Below are 19,931 nucleotides of genomic sequence, written 5' to 3'. Positions count from 1 at the left end.
TCAAATTACTCAAATCGATCAATGATGTCAGATGAGATATTGAGTTTTCTCATGTGAAGCTTGGTATAGGCCTGACGGAAGCTCTTGGTCATGGAAATCATGACTGATGCAGTCCATGCAAAGGAGAACATTCCAGAAAATGCGATGATAACTGCCAGCATCTTCCAACCATCCGGAAGAATATCTTCCATAAATCCCATTGCGGTGTACGTGCTACCGCTAAATAAAATACTTTGACCTAATGCAGGCAGTAATTTGAATGCATATAACGCAATACCCCAAATAAGTATTTCAGCAATATGCGTCAAGAACAAACAGAAGACGCTAACGTAAAAACAGAGGGCGACAGCAGAGTATTTCTTCTCAGCTAAATACAGAAAGGTTTTGACTTCATACCGCTTGGCAATCTGGAGCAATACGACACCATGGAAAACCATGACTAATAACAACATGGCGCCACCCAGGACGTAACCAGGAAGATCTAGAGAGGTAGCAAGGCTAGTTTGCGTGGGATTCATGGTTTTGATTTTACAGGGGCTAGGGCGCTTAGCCTAACTGATACCAGTCTTGAATCACCTGCCAAGCCTCCTCAGCTGTCTCTGAAAAGTGAATACTCTGCATATCCTCTTCGTCAATGACACCAAATTCCACCATCCCCTTGAAGTTCAACATCTCATTCCAGAAGCTCTTGCCTACCAATATCACTGGAATCCGAACAACCTTTTTAGTTTGGATCAGAGTTAAGACCTCAAACAACTCATCAAAGGAGCCAAAGCCTCCTGGATATGCGACGATTGCCCTAGCTCTCAACATGAAATGCATCTTGCGCAGTGCAAAGTAATGAAAACGAAAACTCAGTCCTGGGCTAATGTACTGATTGGGTTGCTGTTCCCTGGGAAGACTGATATTGAAACCAATGGTTTTATCGCCCGCCTCAAATGCCCCGCGATTGACGGCCTCCATAATGCCAGGGCCACCACCCGTGCAAATATGTAGCTTATTTGAATCGCTCTTTTGGGTGGCATTGTAATGAGCTACTACCGAGCCAAACTGTCTTGCAGACTCGTAATACTCGCTATGAAGTAAGGCCTTATTAGCAAGCGCAATCTCTTCTGGAGTTTTAGCTCGCTCTTTCAACTCCATTGCCTGTTCATGACTCACAAAACGGGTTGAGCCAAAAACGGTAATCGTATGTTCAATGCTGTGCTCTTTGAGTAAGACCTCAGGTTTGAGCAACTCCAGCTCAAAGCGAATACCCATCGTTTCTCTTCGAGCTAGAAACGCTTCATCATCAAAAGCAAACTTATAAGAATCGTCTGAGTTTTCTTCTGATATTTGACTTTGATGAAGATTCAAAAACTCAGTAATAGTCTGTGAGTTATGAACAGGGAGTTTTGGACTCATATTGCAACCCTCTTGGTGAATATGGAGCCATCTTAACTCGCGCCCTAAATTAGTGTTAATACCTAGTTAGACCAAAGATATCGGACTCTAGGGATTGTTGGGATTTACCCAGGGCCTATCCCGAGTTAATATTGCCCTAATTTCAACTAAATCGAAGGAAAAGCAATGAGCAACCGTTCAATCATCATCATGGTACTAGTATTAGTTGGTGCCACAGCCTATTTACTCCTCAAAGGCGATGGCGACGTTGACATGGGTGGCGAAAAGCATGGTGCAGAAGCTGCCCATATGGAAGATGCCAAGAAAGATGCTCCAGCAGTTCCAGCAGCTCCAGCCGCTCCAGCCGCTGCGCCTGCAGCTGACGCTAAGAAGTAACTTCTTCTTTTGTATATAAAACCGCGGTTCTCCGCGGTTTTTTTATCTCCATATTTTGATGAAACCAATATTTTCATTAGTCATACCCATTGCACTCCTGTGCTTACCTCAATTTACTAATAGTCAATCATCTCTCGCTATGAAAACTATAGATTCCAAATCACTCTCCTCTTTTGCGCCAACCGGTACTCTGCGTGTTGGCATTAATTTAGGCAACCCAATTCTTGCCAGCGAAGATCCTGTATCAAAAAATCTGTCTGGTGTGACGATTGATATAGCCAATGAAATTGGCAAACGAACTTCATTGCCAGTGAAACTCATTCCATTGAAGACTGCGGGCGCAACGGTTGATGCCGTTAAGACTGGGGATATCGACTTAGTGTTTGTGGCAATCGATCCCGTTCGTGGCGCCGATATTAGCTATACACCTGCCTATATTCAAATTGAAGGGGCTTATATGGTGAAGGTCGGCTCACCCCTTAAGAGTAATGTTGAAGTAGATGTTATGGGAAATGAAATCGTAGTTGGCAAAGGGAGTGCTTATGATCTTTATCTAACGCGCGAGATTAAAAATGCCACCCTGTTACGTTCAGAAAGTTCACAAACCGTCATTGATGATTTTATGTCTGGTAAAGGTAATGTGGCAGCTGGCGTAAAGCAACAACTTGAGAGTGATGCAAAGCGCTATCAAGGACTGCGGATGCTTCCTGGACGTTTCATGGTGATTAATCAAGCGATTGGTATTCCGAAGGCCAGAACTAACTATGAAAGTACAAATGTTTATTTGAGCAATGTCATCACCGAGTTAAAGCAATCTGGATTTGTTGCGAAAGCCATGAAACGACACATCATCCAAGGCGCAAAAGTAGCCGAATAAATTAACATGTATTCGTGGGTTGGCACTCCATTTAGTACGATACTGTGCTTATGACTTCCCCCACTACACTCGACACCCTCTCTGTCGTTACGCGCCTAAAACGCAAACCCGCAGAACACAAAGGTAATGCGGGCAAAGTCGTTTTAATAGGTGGCGCTCCAGGAATGGCTGGTGCTCTTATTTTGGCGGGCAATGCCTGCTTACATCTTGGTGCTGGCTGGACTATCTTAGAAATGTTAGACCCTGCCTCAGCGCATGCTGATGCCAATCAACCGGAATTGATGATTCGCCTTGCTACCGAAAATATTCATGAAACACTCAGTGCTTCAAAGCCTGATGTCATTGCCATAGGTCCAGGTCTTGGTAAATCTGAATTAGCTGCTCAATGGCTGCGTGAAACACTTTCTTTTCCCAACATTCCTTTGGTTGTTGATGCAGATGCGTTGAATCTCATTAGCGAGTCTAATCAATTATTGGCCAGTTTACAGAAACGAAACTCCGATTTTCCTGGGCTTACCGTTTTAACCCCTCATCCCGGCGAGGCAGCCAAGCTTTTAAGAACCACGACAGAGATAGTTCAAGACAATCGCGTAGATGCAATACAAGGACTCATTGAGCTCACACAATCGATTGTGGTTCTCAAGGGGCAGTACACCCTCATTGCCTCACCACAGCATTTACCTGTTCAATGCCTCGCAGGCAACCCCGGTATGGGCACTGGTGGCATGGGAGATATTTTGACGGGAAGCATTGCCGCTATTGCCGGTCAAGGAGTCCGACATCAGCTAGATCTATGGCAAGCCACTGGGATTGCAGTTGAGCTCCATGCCAAAGCGGCAGATAGCCTGGTGAGCAAAGGAGTTGGCCCCATTGGTCTTACCCCTACCGAAACCATTTTAGAAATGCGGGCGCTTCTCAATAAACTGTTATAAATCGGTATGCATTCCGTAAGCGCAGCTCACCATCATCGACGCTACCTCTATGGCATTTTGATGGCCGGAGTAGGCTCTATGCTTTTCTCAGGAAAAGCTATTCTGGTGAAGCTAGCATTTGAATACGGTGCGAACGCAGAAACCCTTTTAGCCTTACGCATGCTGATGGCCCTTCCCTTATTTTGGGGAATATTCTGGTGGGAATCTCGCCGAAAAAAAATGAGCCCCATTACTTGGCTTGATCGCGGTAAATTATTTTTCCTCGGATTTTTGGGATACTTTTTATCAAGCTATATCGACTTCTTAGGACTTCAATATATCTCGGTTGGCCTTGAGAGAATTGTTCTGTATCTCACACCGACGATTGTTCTGTTGATCTCTTATTTTGTTTTAAAAAAACCGATATCGCGCTTGCAGTGGTATGCACTGATCGTAGGCTACATTGGGGTTTTTATCGTCTTCATCCAAGATGCCAGCTCTACTGGTTTGAGCGCTTGGCTAGGCATGGCTCTCGTATTTGGCAGTGCCTGCTCCTATGCTGCCTACATGATTGGCGCAGGCGAGATGGTGAAACGTATCGGTAGCGTACGTTTGGTTGTCTATGCCAGCTCAGCTTCGGCTATTTTGAGTATTACGCAGTCAACCATTCACAATCCTTCGGCTATTTTTGAACAGTTACCGCAGATCTATTGGTTCAGCCTTCTAAATGCCAGTTTTTGCACTGTTATTCCCATGCTCTTAATCATGATTGCTATTAACCGCATTGGGTCACCCTTGGTAGCACAAGCCGGAATACTGGGCCCAGTATCAACCATCTTTATGGGATATTTAGTTCTCTCAGAACCCATTACATGGACGCAAATTAGCGGTATGACTTTGGTTATGGCGGCGATGTGGCTATTAGTACGCAACGATACCCCAACAAAAAAGTCACCAGACGCAAAAAGATCTGATGACTTAGATGGGGCAGAACCTCTCAATTAAGAGGGGCTCATTTAAGCGCCTTACTGAGTTGCGGCGTCGGCAGCTGCCTTGGCTTTCTTTTTAGATTTCTTTTTCGCTTTTTTCTCAGCCTTCTTTTCTTTCTTTGCTTTTTTCTTCGCCTTCTTCTCAGCAGACTTCTCGGCTGGAGTTGCGGCAGGTGCAGCAACCGGAGTAGCTGTAGGTGCGGCAGCTGGTGTTGTTGCAGGAGCTGGGTCAGCAGCCATTACAGAAATTGGAGCAATGCCGATAGCAGCAGAAATAAGGGAGGCCAGGCTCAAGCGAGCAATACGTGAAATCATGCAATTCTCCAAGAAAGTTTGTGGATAATTTGATAATACTCAAAAATTTGATATTAATGCTTCATTTTTAAAAGGTTGCGCATGAGTAAATTTCCAAGTGATATCTTTACCGAACCTCAAGGCTATTCGGTTAATACCTTAGAGCAACTTGGCCCCTTGACTGGCATGGCCGGAATCTGGGAAGGTATACGTGGCTTGGATATCAAACCCAAGGCTGAAGGCCCCAAGAAGCAAGCTTATGTAGAGCACATTGAGCTTCAACCGATTGACCCCCAAACGAATGGGCCCCAATTATTTTATGGCTTGCGTTATCACACCCTCATAACCAAACCCGATCAAGTCAAGACCTATCACGATCAAGTGGGCTATTGGTTATGGGAACCCGCGACCGGCAGCGTAATTCACACTCTCTCAATACCGCGCGGCATGATCACTATGGCAAGCGGAAAAGCTGCGCCAGATGCAAAACAATTTGAGTTGAATGCTAAAGAACATGATCCTTGTGCAGGCATATCATCCAACCCATTCTTAAATTACGCATTTAGAACGGTGGAGTTTCGTATTCAGGTTTCGATTCATGATGATGGTACTTGGTCTTATGAGCAAGATACCGTTATGAAGATTAAAGATCAGGCGGAGTTATTTCATCACGTTGATAATAATGTGCTTCATAAAATTGGTGATGCCACTCCCAATCCATTGGCTAGATAAGCAACTGATCAATTTAATTTGTCAGATGCAATAAAGGCCATCGTCTGATGGCCTTTATTGTTTAATGCTTCACTGCCAAAATTAATTATGCAGGCTGAGCTTCAGTCTCGGTAATTTTTTCTAATGCAGTAGCGAGATGTCCAACTGTGCGATCAACATTCGCCAACTTCTCCAAACCAAACAATCCAAGACGGAAGGTGCGGAAATCAGCTCGCTCATCACACTGCAAAGGAACGCCTGCAGCAGTTTGCATACCCAGCGCAATAAACTTCTTGCCGGATTGAATATCAGGATCCTTGGTGTAGCTAACAACTACGCCAGGGGCTTGGAAGCCCTTAGCCGCTACAGAGCTGTAACCTTTAGATATCAATAAATTACGCACTTTAGCACCCAACTCCACTTGCTTGTCTTTTAACGCTGCAAAGCCGAGGGATTGAGTTTCTTTCATCACATTACGTAAAATCTTCAAGGCGTCAGTAGGCATAGTCGTGTGATACACGTGACCGCCCTTTTCGTAGGCTTCCATAATCTGCAGCCATTTCTTTAAGTCCATAGAGAAGCTGCTGCTTTGAGTTGCATCAATACGTTCACGTGCGCGATCCCCAAGAGCAATCAATGCGCAACATGGTGAACTACTCCAACCTTTTTGTGGTGCAGTAATCAGTACATCAACATTGCAAGCCTTCATATCCACCCACATTGCGCCAGAGGCAATGCAATCCAATACAAATAAACCATTTACAGAGCGTACTGCCTCACCAACTGCTTTGAGGTAGTCATCTGGAAGAATGATGCCCGCAGAAGTTTCTACGTGCGGCGCAAAGACAACCGCAGGTTTTTCTTTCTTGATATAGGCCACCACTTCTTCAATGGGCGCTGGTGCAAATACACCCTGCACTGAATCTTCCAATTGATGACCCTTGAGAACGGTGACATCCTTGGTGATGTGGGCTAAATCAAAAATTTGTGTCCAACGATAGCTAAACCAGCCATTACGCAAAACCAAGCATTTCTCATTGTTTGCAAATTGGCGCGCAACCGCTTCCATACCAAAAGTGCCGCTACCTGGAACAATAACTGCAGAGCTGGCGTTATATGCGTCTTTGAGAACGCTAGAAATGTCGACCATTACACGCTTGAACTCTTCAGACATGTGATTCAAAGAGCGGTCGGTGTAAACAACCGAGAACTCTAATAAACCGTCTGGATCAACATTGGGGAGTAAGCCTGGCATAGTAATTTCCTAGGGATTTCAGTGATTAGCCCTAAATGATACCGATTTAAGACTTTTTTGGGGGCTTGGCTCTAAAACCCCTCCTAAAAGGGCATTTTCGACTGTTTTCCCAGTTTTACCTGGCTCGTTTTGAGGAAATCACAATGCCAGCAACAATCAGAGCAAAGGCCAGGCCATGGAAAAGCTGTGGGGGCTCGCCCAACATGGCTGCTGATAAAAGTGCTGTAAACAAGGGTATGAAATTGGCAAAAAAGGCAGCGACCGTAGGGCCCGCTCCAGTAACACCCAAACCCCAGCAACGATAGGCAATCAGCGAGGGGCCAATAGCAACGAAGATAATTAAAGACGCAGTCCACCAATTGAGATCAATAAAGGCATGTCCTGCTGCGATTTCAAATCCGTCAAAAAAACCTGTCCATAAAAGACCTATCGTAACTTGCGCCATTAAAAATTCAGCCCATGGCCATTGACGTTCTGTACTCGAACCCGGACGACTTAACATCCAGCTGTAAGTAGCCCACAAGATTGTGGCCAACATGATTAAAAGATCGCCCACCACCATTTCCATAGATAACAATGTAGACAGATCACCTCGCGTAAGCACGATGCCAACGCCAAGCAAACTGACCACTGCGCCAATCATTTGTAAGATGCTTGGCTTAACCTGATAAAACACTGCGCCAATAAATAACATCCATATCGGCATGCTGGCACCAATCAAGGTGACATTAATGGCGGTGGAGGTTTGAAGCGCAAGATAGAGCAACACGTTATAGCTGCCCACTCCAAATAGACCCAAAAAAAGGAAACGTTTCTTGTTTTGCCACAAATCGCTTCCTGGCGTAAAGACACGCCAGCCCAAAGGAAGTAAAAGCAAGGCGGCTAATCCCCAACGTACTGCACTTAAGGTAATCGGGGAGATGCTACCCACCAAAACACGCCCAGAAATTGCATTACCTGCCCATAAGGCAGTAGCAGTGAGCAAGTAAAAAATGGTGGAGAAATTCAGTTGGTGCATTCAGCAACTTATTGGGGAAGTAGTTATTTGGGGTTCCCAAGCAAGGGATACCCTAGCATTGTAGAAACAAATCCCCGGTATTGCTAAGATAGAGCTTAAATTAAGCTTTTGCTCCAATAAAATAGCATTAAACAGAAGGAATCATTGTGGCAATCATTACCAATATAGAAGACTTGCGGGTCCTCCATCAAAAACGCACCCCCAAGATGTTCTATGACTATGCTGATTCCGGTTCGTGGACTGAATCAACCTACCGAGCCAATGAGTCCGATTTTCAAAAGATTAAGCTTCGTCAGCGTGTCGCAGTGAACATGACCAACCGCACCACTAAGACAACTATGATCGGCCAAGAAGTTGCCATGCCAGTCGCTCTTGCGCCTACTGGTCTCACCGGAATGCAGCATGCTGATGGTGAAATATTGGCGGCCAAGGCTGCCGAAAAGTTTGGTGTGCCATTTTGTTTATCCACCATGAGTATTTGCTCAATTGAAGATGTGGCGGAGCGCACTACGAAACCATTTTGGTTTCAACTGTATGTCATGAAAGATCGCGGCTTTATTGAGCGCCTGATTGAACGCGCTAAAGCAGCTAAATGTTCTGCGCTGGTACTGACATTAGATTTACAAATCTTGGGTCAACGCCACAAGGATTTAAAAAACGGTCTCTCGGCCCCTCCCAAACTAACGATTGCCAATATGATCAATATGGCCACCAAGCCACGTTGGTGCATGGGAATGGCAATGACACCGCGCAGAACCTTTCGCAATATTGTTGGGCACGCTACTGGCGTAGGCAATATGTCCTCCCTATCCTCTTGGACTGCTGAGCAATTTGATCCAGGTCTTAATTGGGGTGATGTGGAGTGGATTAAAAAGCTCTGGGGCGGAAAGCTCATCATCAAAGGCATCCTAGATGAAGGCGATGCTCGCTTGGCAGCAGACTCTGGAGCGGATGCATTAATTGTTTCTAACCATGGCGGTCGTCAATTAGATGGCGCCATCTCCAGTATTAAAGCTTTACCTGGAATTGTGGATGCAGTTGGTAAAGATATTGAAGTATGGATGGATGGCGGTATTCGTTCAGGTCAAGATGTTTTAAAAGCGTGGGCCTTAGGTGCACGCGGTACGATGATTGGCCGCCCATTCCTTTATGGCTTAGGCGCCATGGGTGAAGCTGGGGTTACCAAGTGTTTAGAGATTATTCACAATGAGCTAGATATCACTATGGCTTTTACAGGTCATCGCGATATCCAAAATGTGACTAAAGATATTTTGTATCCGGGGACCTTTTAAATTTTTCACCTCTTAAATTACCCACTTGCTGTTTTTGCGGTTTCATTCCTAGCCTTTGCTTTTGCTGTTTGGTTTGGATATGCCGTGCTGAGCCGTTACCGCACTAAAGATACCGAAACCTCTGCAGACCTCGGCATCATTCAGACCGCTACCTTAACCTTGCTTGCCTTAATTATTGGGTTTACTTTCTCAATGGCTATTGATCGCCATGATCAGCGTGAGGTACTTGAGGAAGGCGAAGCAAATGCCATTGGCACCGAACTCTTAAGAGCGGATATATTGCCCCAGAAGGCATCAGAAGCAACAAAAGATTTGCTGATGCAATATGTAGATCAACGCATTCTGTTTTACTCAAGGCAGACTCCAGAAAAAACTCAAGACATTCGTAGCAAAACAGATCAACTACAGACTGCCCTATGGAATGAAATTCTTCCATCAGTTAAAACACAAACTACACCAACTATGGCAATAGTTGCTTCGGGCATGAATGATGTTTTTAATTCTCAGGGTTATGTTCAGGCAGCTTGGTGGAACCGGATTCCACTAACAGCATGGGCATTGATGGCGGCGATCGCCATTTGCGCAAACCTCCTAGTCGGATTCGGCGCTCGTAATTTTGAGAAGAATATTGGTTTATTCATGATCTTCCCATTTGTCATCTCAGTGTCCTTCTTTTTAATCGCTGATATTGATAGTCCGAGAGGCGGAGTTATCCGCATTGAGGCTAGAAACTTAAGAGCGTTAAAAATGAACTTAACCCAACAGATGGATGCAATCAGGCCATCTATCAGCAATAAATAAGCTTCACCATAAAGGCGGTACAGATGAAACGTGTAGTGGATGTCTTTAAAAACCGTGGCCGTGAGCTAGTCTGGACCTATGTCATTCACCTTCAAAATGACGAAGAATTTCATCCAGGGCAACTGGACTTTGAAGTTGAAGCCCTTAGACTCTCTCAAATAGATAAACGCGGTGCAGCCAATGAGCTGAGTGCCAAAGTAAGGCTGAATAACTGAGATTTGGGGGCTACTTCAGGGAGAGAGTCCCTGAAGTAGCCAATGTTAATGAGATTCATTATCATTTATAATGAATCCACATAACTCCTAGCGCTCATGTCAAAAACCAAATATCACCCAGCTTCCATATTTTTCCATTGGTTTGTTTTTGTTCTGGTTATTTCCGCCTTTATAGTCATTGAGCTTAAAGGGCAGTTTCCCAAGGGAAGTGAGCCTCGCGAGCCATGCAAAACGGTACATGGCGTCATCGGCCAGCTCATTTTTTTAGCCATGGCTCTACGCCTGATAGTGCGCTGTACTTATGGCGTTCCTAAGCCCACAAATCCAAAAGCATTATTTGCTTCATTAGCCACAGCAATGCATTGGTTACTATATTCCCTGCTTTTGATATCCCCTATCTTTGGTCTACTGTACTTTCAGTATGGTGGCAAAGAAATCCACTTCTTCGGCTTGGTATGGCCTCAGTTCGTTGCGCCAAATCCAGAGATGAAAAAAGTAGTTGAAGGCATTCATGAGTTCCTAGGAAATTCACTCTACTTTTTAATTGGTATCCATGCCTTAGCAGGTTTGTGGCAACATTACGTCATCAAGGACGATACACTTCGTCGTATGTTGAATAAAGTACGTGCCTAAACTAAAGCTGGGGTAATGAATAAATGAAGCCACTCTCTAAAAAAGCCAAAATGGCAATCGGCTGGACGGTCTTAATGACTGTGGTGGGAACTGCGATGCTGCACCAGTGGCAATTTTTTGCAATGGGCTGCGCATCTCTGGCCTTACTACTAGCGGCTAATCAATACGATCTTTTAAAAGATCCTGAAGACAAAAAATAATCCCACCCGTTTAGGTGGGATTACTTTTAAACACCCCAAGATTTGAGATTTGTATTACAGACTTGGATAGTCTGTGTAACCGACTTCCTCACCGCCATAAAAAGTAGCGCGGTTGTAAGGATTGAGGGCAGCACCCTGCTGGAATCTCTCTGCCAAATCTGGATTAGCAATATAGAGTCGTCCATAAGCAACCGCATCAGCCAAACCATCTTCTAACACTTTCTCGCCCATCGCCTGGTCATAGCCACCAGCAGAAATGAACTTACCTTGATAGGCCGCCCGGAACATTTCAGAGGTAATTGGAGCATCTTCAAGTACCTGGTCGCCACCGCCAGCGCTGGTTGATCGAGGTTCAATCATGTGGACGTATGCCAATTTATAGCCATTGAGCTTATGAATTGCGGCAGTAAATAAAGCAACTGGATCGCTATCGCCCATATCGTTAAAGGTGCCGTAGGGTGAGAGGCGAACCCCCACCTTATCACTTGGAAATACCTTGCTAACAGCCTCAATCACTTGACCTAATAAGCGCAGGCGATTCTCAATCGAGCCACCATATTCATCAGTACGTTGATTCGTTTTGTCCTGTAAGAACTGATCTAGCAAATAACCATTGGCCGAATGAATCTCAATACCGTCAAAGCCAGCAGCTTTTGCATTTTGTGCGGCAATCTCAAACTCTTTAAGTAAACGCACAATATCTTCCGCACTCATTGCCTTTGGTGTCTCGTAGTCATGTAGCTGCCAATCAGCACCATAGGTTTGACCGGCTGCAGCAATTGCTGATGGCGCCTCAGGTACACCTTGTTCTGGATGCAAGGAAGAGTGGGAGATACGACCCACATGCCATAGCTGAGCAACAATTGCGCCTCCCTTAGCATGAACAGCTGCAACAATCTCTTTCCAGGCCGCAGTTTGCTCTGCAGAATAAATTCCAGGTGTAGCCGGGTAACCTTTACCCAAAGGAGAAATTTGTGTAGCCTCAGTAATAATGAGTCCAGCACTCGCTCGCTGCGCGTAATACGTTTTTGCCAAAGGGCTCGACACATCTCCGTCGACTGCACGCATTCTAGTAAGCGGTGCCATCACTAAGCGGTTTTTTAATTGAATGGATCCGAGACTTACCGGAGTGAACATGATTTCTTTGCCTGACATTTGCTGCCTTTTAATTAAGTAATGAATGAGAGTGGTGACTGTAACAAGGATTGGTCTATTTTACAGAGCGTGTAATGGGTATTCTTAAGTTACCCCAAATTGCTCACGAATGCAGTTGGCCAGCGCACTAAATTCCTGGGTATGTGCGGTAGAGGGCCTTGCAACTAATGCGATAACCCTTTTAGGGGCAGGTGCAGCTAATTCTTTTGCTACTAATGCAGAGTTATTTAACAGGCTACTTTTGACTGCCATGCCAGGTAGCAAGGCAATACCAAGGCCAGACTCCACCATTTGCAATAAGGTCAGAAGACTAGTGGCCTCTAAGCCTTCGGCCTTACGAATATCGGCGCGCTTACAAGCTTGCAAGCTATGTTCTCGTAAGCAATGCCCCTCCTCTAGCAATAAAAGCCGCTCAGCCATCTTGGCCGGCAAAGTCACTTCTTTTCCCTTGAGGGCAGGATCACCTTCTTTGGCAACCAACCAAAAATGATCATCAAATAATTCTTGAACGAGAAGACCATTTACATCATATGGCAGCGCAATCAAAGCAAAATCTAACTTATGTTCAGCCAACCTAGAAAGCAAATTTGCAGTGAGATCTTCTCTGAGGGTAATCTTGAGTTCTGGAAAACGTTTGCGAACTTCTGGCAAAACGGTAGGCAACAAAAATGGTGCGATGGTTGGGATAACGCCTAATCGAATCGTAGCAGTCATAGGCTTACCAGTTGCACCCGCATACTCCACCAAATCTTCTGATGCCGCCAAGATGACTTTGGCGCGCTCAAGCACCTCTAACCCAATTGGAGTGAGGGAAACATTCTGACGATCACGCTCGACTAAATGGATACCAAGAGCGTCTTCCAACTCCTTTAATCCAGCACTTAAAGTCGATTGCCCCACGAAACAGGCTTGGGCTGCGCGGGTGAAATTGAGCTCTTTTGCCAATGCAACGAAATATCCTAATTGCCTTAAAGACGGTAGATAGGCCATTACCACTCCTTTATCGAATAATTAGATTAATACTATCATAATGATTCATTGGACTGATAAACAAATAGGGCGCACACTGCATACATGGTTGAGAAAGCAGCAAAAATGACTCAACAAACCATATACAAACAAAGGAATCAAAATGGCACGTCCAGAAATCAAAACTATTCAAAACTTAGAATCTGCCTTTGCCGGTGAATCTATGGCCCATATTAAATATCGTTATTTTGCAAAATTGTCTCGCGCTGCAGGCGACGAAGAAACTGCAAAGATTTTCGAGGCCACTGCCGATCAAGAAGTCATGCACGCTTTTGGTCACCTAGACTTACTCTACCCTGCTGGCACCATTACCCCAGCACGTGCTTTAGAGATCGCCATTGAAGGTGAAACTTATGAATACACCGAAATGTATCCATCCTTTCGTAAAACGGCAGTAGAAGAAGGCAATGCCGCTGCAATTGAGGAGATTGATGAGCAAATTGCAGAATCCAAAGAGCATGCAGAGCAATTTCAGGCAGTATTAGCCAAAGCAGCAAAACGCTTCGCTGCATTAGCAAACGTTGAAGAACGCCACGCAAATCACTACAAGCAGGCCCTGGAAAAGGCAAAGGTATTTGCAGCTCAATAAGGGCTACGCAGAAATATTTAGAAATTAAATTTAAAATCGAATCACTATTTAAGGAATCCAAATGAAAACGTACCAATGTATCGTATGCGGCTATATATATGACGAAGCCAAAGGCGTCCCAGAAGATGGCATTCCTGCAGGAACCCTTTGGGCTGATGTGCCTGAGGACTGGGAATGCCCAGACTGCGGCGTCGCCAAGGCCGACTTTGAAATGGTTCAGGTAAGCTAAAACCCATTTAGCCTCACCCACCTAACCCACTTCACCCGCTTACTTTTTTCTTATTTGGAGAGCCCAGCTTTGGATCAAACCACCCCCCAATCCCAATCTGCAATTGTCATCATAGGCAGCGGATTGGCTGGCTACACCGTCATTCGTGAAATCCGCAAACTGGATAAAGCAGTTCCAATTACTTTAGTCACTCGGGAACCTGGATATTTTTATTCAAAGCCCATGCTCTCCACTGCCCTTGCTAGCAAGAAAGAAGCTGCGCAATTAATCTCGACACCAGCTGATGGCATGGCAACACAATTAGAATTAACTGTTTTAGCGGACTGCGATGTCAATGCAATTGATGTTGGCACAAAAACTATTCAAACCAATAAAGGTGAAGTAACTTATGGAAAGCTTGTTATGGCCCTGGGCGCCGATCAAATACGCTTACCACTTCAAGGCAATGCTGCGCACGAGGTAATCACAGTTAATGATTTAGAAGATTACGCACGTTTTCGTAATGCTATCTCTGGGAAAAAGAAGGTAGCCATTCTGGGTGCCGGTCTCATTGGCTGTGAATTTGCTAATGATCTTGTATTGGGCGGCTACGAAGTGGATGTGATTGACCTGGCCCCACAGGCCTTAGGTCGACTGCTACCCGAGGCTGCAGCGCTTGAGCTGCAGGGTAAATTAAGCGCCGCTGGTATACGCTGGCATCTCTCTACAACCGTTCAAGCCATTGATCGCCAAGGAGAATCTCTTCAGGTAACTCTTGCAAATGGCAGCACTCTTTCTTGTGATGTCTTTTTATCTGCTGTTGGTCTAAAGCCTAGACTTGAATTAGCAAAAGCTGCCGGCATCAAGACCGATATTGGTATTGAGGTAAATCGCGAACTCGAAACCAATATTAAAAACATCTTTGCTATTGGAGATTGTGCGGAGGTTGATGGTTTGGTTCTGCCATACGTGATGCCCATCATGCAAGCAGCAAGAGCACTAGCGCCAACCTTAATCGGACAAACCACTGCTTTGACCTATCCTGCAATGCCTGTGATGGTCAAAACACCCGCATTGGCCACGATTGTTTCGCCCCCGGCTAAGGGTGCGCAAGGTCAATGGACTACAACACCTGTTGAAGGCGGTCTAGAAGCGCGCTTTGAGTCTAACGATGGAAAGTTATTGGGCTTTGCACTCATGGGTGCAGCCACGGCACAACGGGGCGCACTCACCAAAGAACTGCCTGCAATTCTGGCTTAAGCGCTGCCCTTAGAAACAAGAAGGCCCGCAATGCGGGCCTTTTCTTAATGCATCTGGCAGTGATTAAGAAACGATCACAAACCAAGTAGTGTTGTGTGACTGAGCAACCATCAAGAACAGCATTGGTACTGATAACAATGTATTCAAACGAGATGTCAACATCGCAACGCGAGCAGACTTGGCTTTTACGTCTGCTTCAACAGCGACGATGCCAAGAGCACGTTTTTGATTTGGCCAAATGATGAACCAAACGTTGAAGGCCATTACCAAAGCAATCCACATACCCAAACCGATTGCACGGAATGGAGCTTGCAATGTAAAGGCTTGATGCAAGTAACCATTTAATGCGGCAACGATCAAACCAGTGATCACAGTAAACAAAGCCGCGTAACGGAACCAGAACAATGCTGTTGGAGCAATCACTTTGCCGATAGCTGGCTTTTGCTCATCGGGAATCTTTGGCATGGAAGGAATTTGCACAAAATTAAAGTACCAAAGCAAGCCAATCCACATCACGCCAAACATCACGTGCAACCAACGGAAAATAAATGGAAGTTCAGCAGAGCTAAAGTTGCCGCCCAAAGCGAAAATAATTAAAACGAGGAGAACAAAGCCCGCCAAAACGGTGCGCCCCAAAGAGGTCAAGATAGAGGTCATGTAATGCTCCTAAAGAGATTCAGTAAGTTAATTAAGCAAAGTTTTGGCTGGCAAAATCCCAGTTAACCAAATTCCAAAAGTTTTCTAAGTATTTTGGACGTGCATTGCGAGTATCAATATAGTAAGCGTGCTCCCATACGTCACATGTCAACAGTGCTTTAGCATCCGTAGTAAGTGGAGTTGCAGCATTGCTAGTAGAAACCAGATCAAGACTGCCATCGGCCTTCTTTACCAACCATGCCCAACCTGAGCCAAAAGTTCCAACGGCACACTTTGTAAATTCTTCTTTGAACTTATCAAACGAGCCCCACTTAGCGTTAATAGCATCAGCCAAAGGACCGGTAGGTTCGCCACCACCATTTGGCTTCATTCCGAGCCAATAAAATGTATGATTCCAAACTTGTGCAGCATTATTAAAAACACCACCTACAGATTTTTTAACGATATCCTCAAGTGAAGCATTTTCAAACTCAGTGCCTTTAATTAAATTATTCAAATTAGTGACATAAGTCTGATGGTGCTTACCGTAGTGATACTCTAAAGTTTCCTTAGAGATATATGGGGCCAATGCATCGAGTGCATATGGCAACTGAGGTAGGGTATGTTCCATTTGTATTCCTTTTAATTACATTAAACTAAATATAGATTATTTTTTAATAACTATAGACTATTCTAGGGTTTTTGTTTGAGCCAAGAAAAATGCCGACAATGCACCTTGCTGGCATGAGTTTCAATGGTGCATGCTACGGTTTATTGTGCAGTCCAACCGCCATCCATGTTCCAAGCCACGCCACGAACTTCAGAAGCATCAGGGCCACACATAAATAATGCCAAGGCTGCCAATTGCTCTGGGGTGACAAATTCTCCAGATGGCTGCTTCTCTGAAACCAAGGCAGTCTTAGCGGCCTCATTAGAAGTTCCTTCACGCTCTGCGCGGGCATCCACTTGTTTTTGAACCAATGGGGTCAAAACCCAGCCTGGGCAAATAGCGTTGCAGGTAATACCGGTGCGCGCATTTTCTAGGGCAGTCACTTTAGTGAGGCCCACGATGCCATGCTTAGCTGCAACATAGGCCGCCTTCTGTGTAGATGCCACTAATCCATGGACTGAGGCAATATTAATGATGCGGCCCCAGTTGCGTTTTTTCATACCAGGCAATGCATGATGGGTCGTATGAAAGGCTGAACTTAAATTGATAGCAATGATGGCATCCCATTTATCCGTTGGGAACTCTTCAATATTTGCCGCGTACTGAATGCCGGCATTATTAATCAGGATGTCTAATGATCCAAAGCGCTTTTCTGTTTGCTTGATGAGGTCTTCGATTTCAGCGGGCTTACTCATATCTGCGCCGTGATAATCAACCTCTACTCCACAGGCTTTAATTTTGGCAATAGCTTCATCTTTTTCGCCAAAGCCATTCACCATAATATTGACGCCCTGCTTTGCCAATGCAATAGCCATTCCCAAGCCAATACCACTAGTGGAGCCAGTAACTAAAGCAGTTTTACCTTTTAATGTGGACATTTCTTTTATCGTATCAAGTTAACTAGAGGGGCCTTCAAGCTGATTTACACCTAAAACTTGATGTTACAGGATATGGTGACCGACCCCGGTAGGCAATGCTCCGGGGTGGCTAGGAACAGTTAGAACTCAGATCTTCTTCAGCGCGCGCAGGATCTTTTCGCAGGTAATGGGCTGATCAAAGACGGTTGCGTTAAATGGCGCTAAGGCGTCATTGATCGCATTTTGAACGGCGCCTGGTGCACCCGCGGTACCAGCCTCACCCGCTCCTTTAGCTCCCAATTTTGAGGATTGGGTTGGAGTCTCTACGTGAGCAACTTCAATATCTGGCATCTCATTAGCCATTGGCACCAAGTAGTCGGCCATGCTGCCATTCCGCAGCAAACCACTTTCATCATAGAGGCACTCTTCAAATAGAACACCACCAATGCCTTGAACAATGGCACCGCGAACTTGCTCATTTACCAACATAGGATTAATGACGCGTCCACAGTCTTCTACTGCCCAATGCTTTAATAACTTGACGAAACCTGTCTCTGGATCAACCTCAACATAAGAAGCTTGAACGCCATTCGTAAAGATAAATGGGTATTCTTTTTGTGTGTAGTGACGTGTCACCATCAGATCAGCAGAGAAACCAGCTGGCAAAGTATCGGTACGGAAATAACCCACCCTTCCTACTTCACTAAACGGCATCAACTGCTCACCAGTCGCTTTATCCAAAATATAACCACGACGTGCAATAAGCTCTGTAACAGGTCGATTCAAAATAGCGCCAGCAAGCTTAATAATATTTTCTTGCAGCGCTTGAGAAGCCAGAAGAACTGCTTCGCCGCCCACGCCAGCACCCCGTGATGCCCAAGTACCACCACCATAAGGAGTGACATCAGTGTCACCAGTGACTACGCGCACTTGGTCAATTGAAACACCAACAGCGTCTGCTGCAATCTGGGTGTAGATACCTTCAGTACCTTGACCTTGCTCTCCAACACCAATTAATACCGAGATCACACCGCTTGGATCCATGCGCACGGTTGCGCCATCCTGAGACGCAATGCGAGCACCGCCTACACCATAGAAGGCAGGGCTTGGATTGGTTAATTCAATCAAGGTTGCAAATCCAATGCCGCGGTAGATACCTTTTTTACGCAACTCAGCCTGCTCTTTACGCAATGCAGAGTAGTCCATCATTTTTTCGATGGTACGCAAGCATTGCTCATGAGAAAGCACTTCTAACTTAATGCCAGAAATTCCGGAGCATGGATAAGCATCATCTGGAATAACGTTACGTTTACGGAACTCGAGTGGATCCATCTGTAATTTTTGCGCGGCCAAGTCAACCAAGCCCTCAGTAACTGCACAGGCAATCGGATGACCAACCCCACGATACTGACAAGTTGGGGTTTTATTCTGGAAGACCACATTCAATTGAGCGCGATAGTTCTGATGTTTGTATGGGCCGCCTACCAAGTTCACTACCTGGTTACCTTCAATGGCGCTAGTCCTAGGAAACATAGAGTAAGGACCGATCGCAGTTAAGTCATCAATTTCAAAGGCCAAGATATCGCCCGCCTTATTGGCTGCAATACGACCTTTAATACGATGCTCACGTGCATGAATATCACTCGTAAATGACTCCAGACGATCAGCAACAAACTTTACAGGGCGTTCTAACATCATTGCGAGACCCACTGTTGCGAAGTCATCTGGATATGCGTGAACTTTGATGCCAAAAGAGCCGCCTACATCCTTACAAATCACATGTACATCTGATTCTGAAAGCCCAAACTGACGGCAATATAAATCTTGCATCATGTGTGGTGCTTGTTGTGAGTGATATACAGTTAAGCGACGATCGCCTGGGTTGTAATCTGCAATTTGACAGCGTGGCTCAAGCGTTACGCCGGTATGGCGTCCAAATCCAAAAGTCGCTTCCGCAACCACATCTGCTGTTGCAAACACTTCATCCACATTGCCGACATCTAAACTACGGGTGAAGCATAAATTGTCGCCAAGCTCGGGATGAATTACAGGGGTATCTGAATCCAGCGCAGTTTCCATGGAAACCACGGCTGGCAACTCTTCCCACTCAACGTCTACATGCTGCAAAGCATCTTCAGCTTGCGCCCTAGTTTCAGCGACTACTGCTACCACTGGTTCACCCTGCCAACACGCACGATCAATTGCTAATGCATGCTGAGGGGCCGACTTCATGCCAACCAAGTGGCCTAAAGTTGCAACCCAAGGCTTACAAATTTTGGCCATTTGCACACCATCTACAACCGCCAATACACCAGGCATCTTGCTAGCGTGCTCTGCATGAATTTTGCCGATCTTCATATGTGCAACTGGAGAGCGCCAAAACACTACATGGGCCATACGTGGCAACTGAATATCGTCAATATAAGTGCCCTGACCTTCTAGCAGACGGCGAGCTCCATGCCTTGGTTCGCTATGGCCGATATAACGCTGATCGTTTGTAACTGGATCAAGCACCATTCCTTTTAAATCACTTGGCTTATTCATAATGCGTT

The 19,931-nt window shown here is 45.4% G+C and carries 24 protein-coding genes; 13 read left to right on the top strand and 11 right to left on the bottom strand.

The features are described 5' to 3' along the window. Window positions 1-5: 5 nt before the first annotated feature. Together ICN48_RS01350 and ICN48_RS01345 are read right to left on the bottom strand one after the other, a co-directional pair. On the bottom strand, window positions 6-518 hold the full coding sequence (locus ICN48_RS01350; protein ID WP_216151957.1) for a hypothetical protein: 513 nt from the start codon (window positions 516-518) through the stop codon (window positions 6-8). Between the two features lie 28 nt (window positions 519-546). Then, window positions 547-1,404, bottom strand: a complete 858-nt coding sequence (locus ICN48_RS01345) for an LOG family protein (RefSeq protein WP_216151956.1) — start codon at window positions 1,402-1,404, stop codon at window positions 547-549. Window positions 1,405-1,569: 165 nt separating this feature from the next. Between ICN48_RS01345 and ICN48_RS01340 the strand changes: the two genes are divergently transcribed. The 4 genes from ICN48_RS01340 to ICN48_RS01325 all read left to right on the top strand — a co-directional run bounded on the left by ICN48_RS01340 (window position 1,570) and on the right by ICN48_RS01325 (window position 4,572). Then, window positions 1,570-1,779, top strand: coding sequence for a hypothetical protein (locus tag ICN48_RS01340; protein WP_216151955.1), 210 nt, complete (start codon window positions 1,570-1,572; stop codon window positions 1,777-1,779). Window positions 1,780-1,918: 139 nt separating this feature from the next. Further along, window positions 1,919-2,656 (top strand): ABC transporter substrate-binding protein, encoded by a 738-nt coding sequence (locus tag ICN48_RS01335; protein ID WP_216151954.1) that lies wholly within the window; start codon window positions 1,919-1,921, stop codon window positions 2,654-2,656. A 50-nt stretch (window positions 2,657-2,706) separates the two neighbouring features. Next, complete coding sequence (locus ICN48_RS01330) at window positions 2,707-3,588, top strand: NAD(P)H-hydrate dehydratase (protein ID WP_216151953.1); 882 nt, start codon at window positions 2,707-2,709, stop codon at window positions 3,586-3,588. Window positions 3,589-3,594: 6 nt separating this feature from the next. Further along, complete coding sequence (locus ICN48_RS01325; RefSeq protein WP_216151952.1) at window positions 3,595-4,572, top strand: DMT family transporter; 978 nt, start codon at window positions 3,595-3,597, stop codon at window positions 4,570-4,572. A 20-nt stretch (window positions 4,573-4,592) separates the two neighbouring features. Here the strand turns inward: ICN48_RS01325 and ICN48_RS01320 are convergent, their stop codons facing one another. Further along, entirely contained in the window at window positions 4,593-4,871 is a 279-nt protein-coding gene (locus tag ICN48_RS01320) for a protein tyrosine phosphatase (RefSeq protein WP_216151951.1), read from the bottom strand. 81 nt (window positions 4,872-4,952) lie between these two features. On the opposite strand from ICN48_RS01320, the gene ICN48_RS01315 reads away from it, so the two are divergent. Next, window positions 4,953-5,582: an FABP family protein gene (locus tag ICN48_RS01315; RefSeq protein WP_216151950.1), complete on the top strand. Its 630-nt coding sequence runs from the start codon at window positions 4,953-4,955 to the stop codon at window positions 5,580-5,582. A gap of 85 nt (window positions 5,583-5,667) precedes the next feature. Here the strand turns inward: ICN48_RS01315 and ICN48_RS01310 are convergent, their stop codons facing one another. Then, entirely contained in the window at window positions 5,668-6,816 is a 1,149-nt protein-coding gene (locus tag ICN48_RS01310; protein WP_216151949.1) for an aminotransferase class V-fold PLP-dependent enzyme, read from the bottom strand. A 115-nt stretch (window positions 6,817-6,931) separates the two neighbouring features. Beyond that, window positions 6,932-7,834 carry a DMT family transporter gene (locus ICN48_RS01305; RefSeq protein WP_216151948.1) on the bottom strand — a complete coding sequence of 301 codons (903 nt, stop codon included), beginning with the start codon at window positions 7,832-7,834 and terminating at the stop codon, window positions 6,932-6,934. A gap of 146 nt (window positions 7,835-7,980) precedes the next feature. Between ICN48_RS01305 and ICN48_RS01300 the strand changes: the two genes are divergently transcribed. The 5 genes from ICN48_RS01300 to ICN48_RS01280 all read left to right on the top strand — a co-directional run bounded on the left by ICN48_RS01300 (window position 7,981) and on the right by ICN48_RS01280 (window position 10,975). Further along, window positions 7,981-9,126 carry an L-lactate dehydrogenase gene (locus tag ICN48_RS01300; protein WP_216151947.1) on the top strand — a complete coding sequence of 382 codons (1,146 nt, stop codon included), beginning with the start codon at window positions 7,981-7,983 and terminating at the stop codon, window positions 9,124-9,126. A gap of 84 nt (window positions 9,127-9,210) precedes the next feature. Beyond that, window positions 9,211-9,927: a hypothetical protein gene (locus ICN48_RS01295; protein ID WP_370624117.1), complete on the top strand. Its 717-nt coding sequence runs from the start codon at window positions 9,211-9,213 to the stop codon at window positions 9,925-9,927. Between the two features lie 23 nt (window positions 9,928-9,950). Further along, on the top strand, window positions 9,951-10,142 hold the full coding sequence (locus ICN48_RS01290) for a hypothetical protein (protein ID WP_216151946.1): 192 nt from the start codon (window positions 9,951-9,953) through the stop codon (window positions 10,140-10,142). A gap of 96 nt (window positions 10,143-10,238) precedes the next feature. Then, window positions 10,239-10,775, top strand: a complete 537-nt coding sequence (locus ICN48_RS01285; protein ID WP_216151945.1) for a cytochrome b — start codon at window positions 10,239-10,241, stop codon at window positions 10,773-10,775. A 23-nt stretch (window positions 10,776-10,798) separates the two neighbouring features. Continuing rightward, entirely contained in the window at window positions 10,799-10,975 is a 177-nt protein-coding gene (locus ICN48_RS01280) for a hypothetical protein (RefSeq protein ID WP_216151944.1), read from the top strand. 54 nt (window positions 10,976-11,029) lie between these two features. Here the strand turns inward: ICN48_RS01280 and ICN48_RS01275 are convergent, their stop codons facing one another. Both ICN48_RS01275 and ICN48_RS01270 read right to left on the bottom strand, forming a co-directional pair. Further along, window positions 11,030-12,130 carry an alkene reductase gene (locus ICN48_RS01275; protein ID WP_216151943.1) on the bottom strand — a complete coding sequence of 367 codons (1,101 nt, stop codon included), beginning with the start codon at window positions 12,128-12,130 and terminating at the stop codon, window positions 11,030-11,032. Window positions 12,131-12,214: 84 nt separating this feature from the next. Beyond that, entirely contained in the window at window positions 12,215-13,120 is a 906-nt protein-coding gene (locus ICN48_RS01270; RefSeq protein WP_216151942.1) for a hydrogen peroxide-inducible genes activator, read from the bottom strand. Window positions 13,121-13,262: 142 nt separating this feature from the next. On the opposite strand from ICN48_RS01270, the gene ICN48_RS01265 reads away from it, so the two are divergent. From ICN48_RS01265 to ICN48_RS01255, 3 genes are all read left to right on the top strand, one after another. Further along, window positions 13,263-13,748, top strand: a complete 486-nt coding sequence (locus ICN48_RS01265) for a rubrerythrin family protein (RefSeq protein WP_216151941.1) — start codon at window positions 13,263-13,265, stop codon at window positions 13,746-13,748. 61 nt (window positions 13,749-13,809) lie between these two features. After that, window positions 13,810-13,977: a rubredoxin gene (locus ICN48_RS01260; protein ID WP_216151940.1), complete on the top strand. Its 168-nt coding sequence runs from the start codon at window positions 13,810-13,812 to the stop codon at window positions 13,975-13,977. Window positions 13,978-14,046: 69 nt separating this feature from the next. Next, window positions 14,047-15,216, top strand: coding sequence for an NAD(P)/FAD-dependent oxidoreductase (locus ICN48_RS01255; RefSeq protein ID WP_216151939.1), 1,170 nt, complete (start codon window positions 14,047-14,049; stop codon window positions 15,214-15,216). A gap of 63 nt (window positions 15,217-15,279) precedes the next feature. Here the strand turns inward: ICN48_RS01255 and ICN48_RS01250 are convergent, their stop codons facing one another. The 4 genes from ICN48_RS01250 to ICN48_RS01235 form a co-directional block, all read right to left on the bottom strand. Continuing rightward, the gene (locus ICN48_RS01250; protein ID WP_216151938.1) at window positions 15,280-15,873 is read right to left on the bottom strand and encodes a urate hydroxylase PuuD; all 594 of its coding nucleotides are present in this window, start codon (window positions 15,871-15,873) and stop codon (window positions 15,280-15,282) included. A gap of 31 nt (window positions 15,874-15,904) precedes the next feature. Continuing rightward, window positions 15,905-16,483 carry a superoxide dismutase gene (gene sodB / locus ICN48_RS01245; RefSeq protein ID WP_216151937.1) on the bottom strand — a complete coding sequence of 193 codons (579 nt, stop codon included), beginning with the start codon at window positions 16,481-16,483 and terminating at the stop codon, window positions 15,905-15,907. 140 nt (window positions 16,484-16,623) lie between these two features. After that, complete coding sequence (locus ICN48_RS01240; RefSeq protein ID WP_216151936.1) at window positions 16,624-17,400, bottom strand: 3-hydroxybutyrate dehydrogenase; 777 nt, start codon at window positions 17,398-17,400, stop codon at window positions 16,624-16,626. 126 nt (window positions 17,401-17,526) lie between these two features. Beyond that, a complete protein-coding gene (locus ICN48_RS01235) occupies window positions 17,527-19,923 on the bottom strand; it encodes a xanthine dehydrogenase family protein molybdopterin-binding subunit (protein WP_216151935.1) in 2,397 nt (798 codons plus the stop codon). Window positions 19,924-19,931: the final 8 nt, after the last annotated feature.

The organism is Polynucleobacter sp. JS-Safj-400b-B2, assembly GCF_018881975.1.
In the GTDB taxonomy this organism is placed as follows: Bacteria; Pseudomonadota; Gammaproteobacteria; order Burkholderiales; family Burkholderiaceae; genus Polynucleobacter.
Note: the sequence above shows the minus strand (reverse complement) of the source record. Positions and strands in the feature narration are given on the sequence as shown.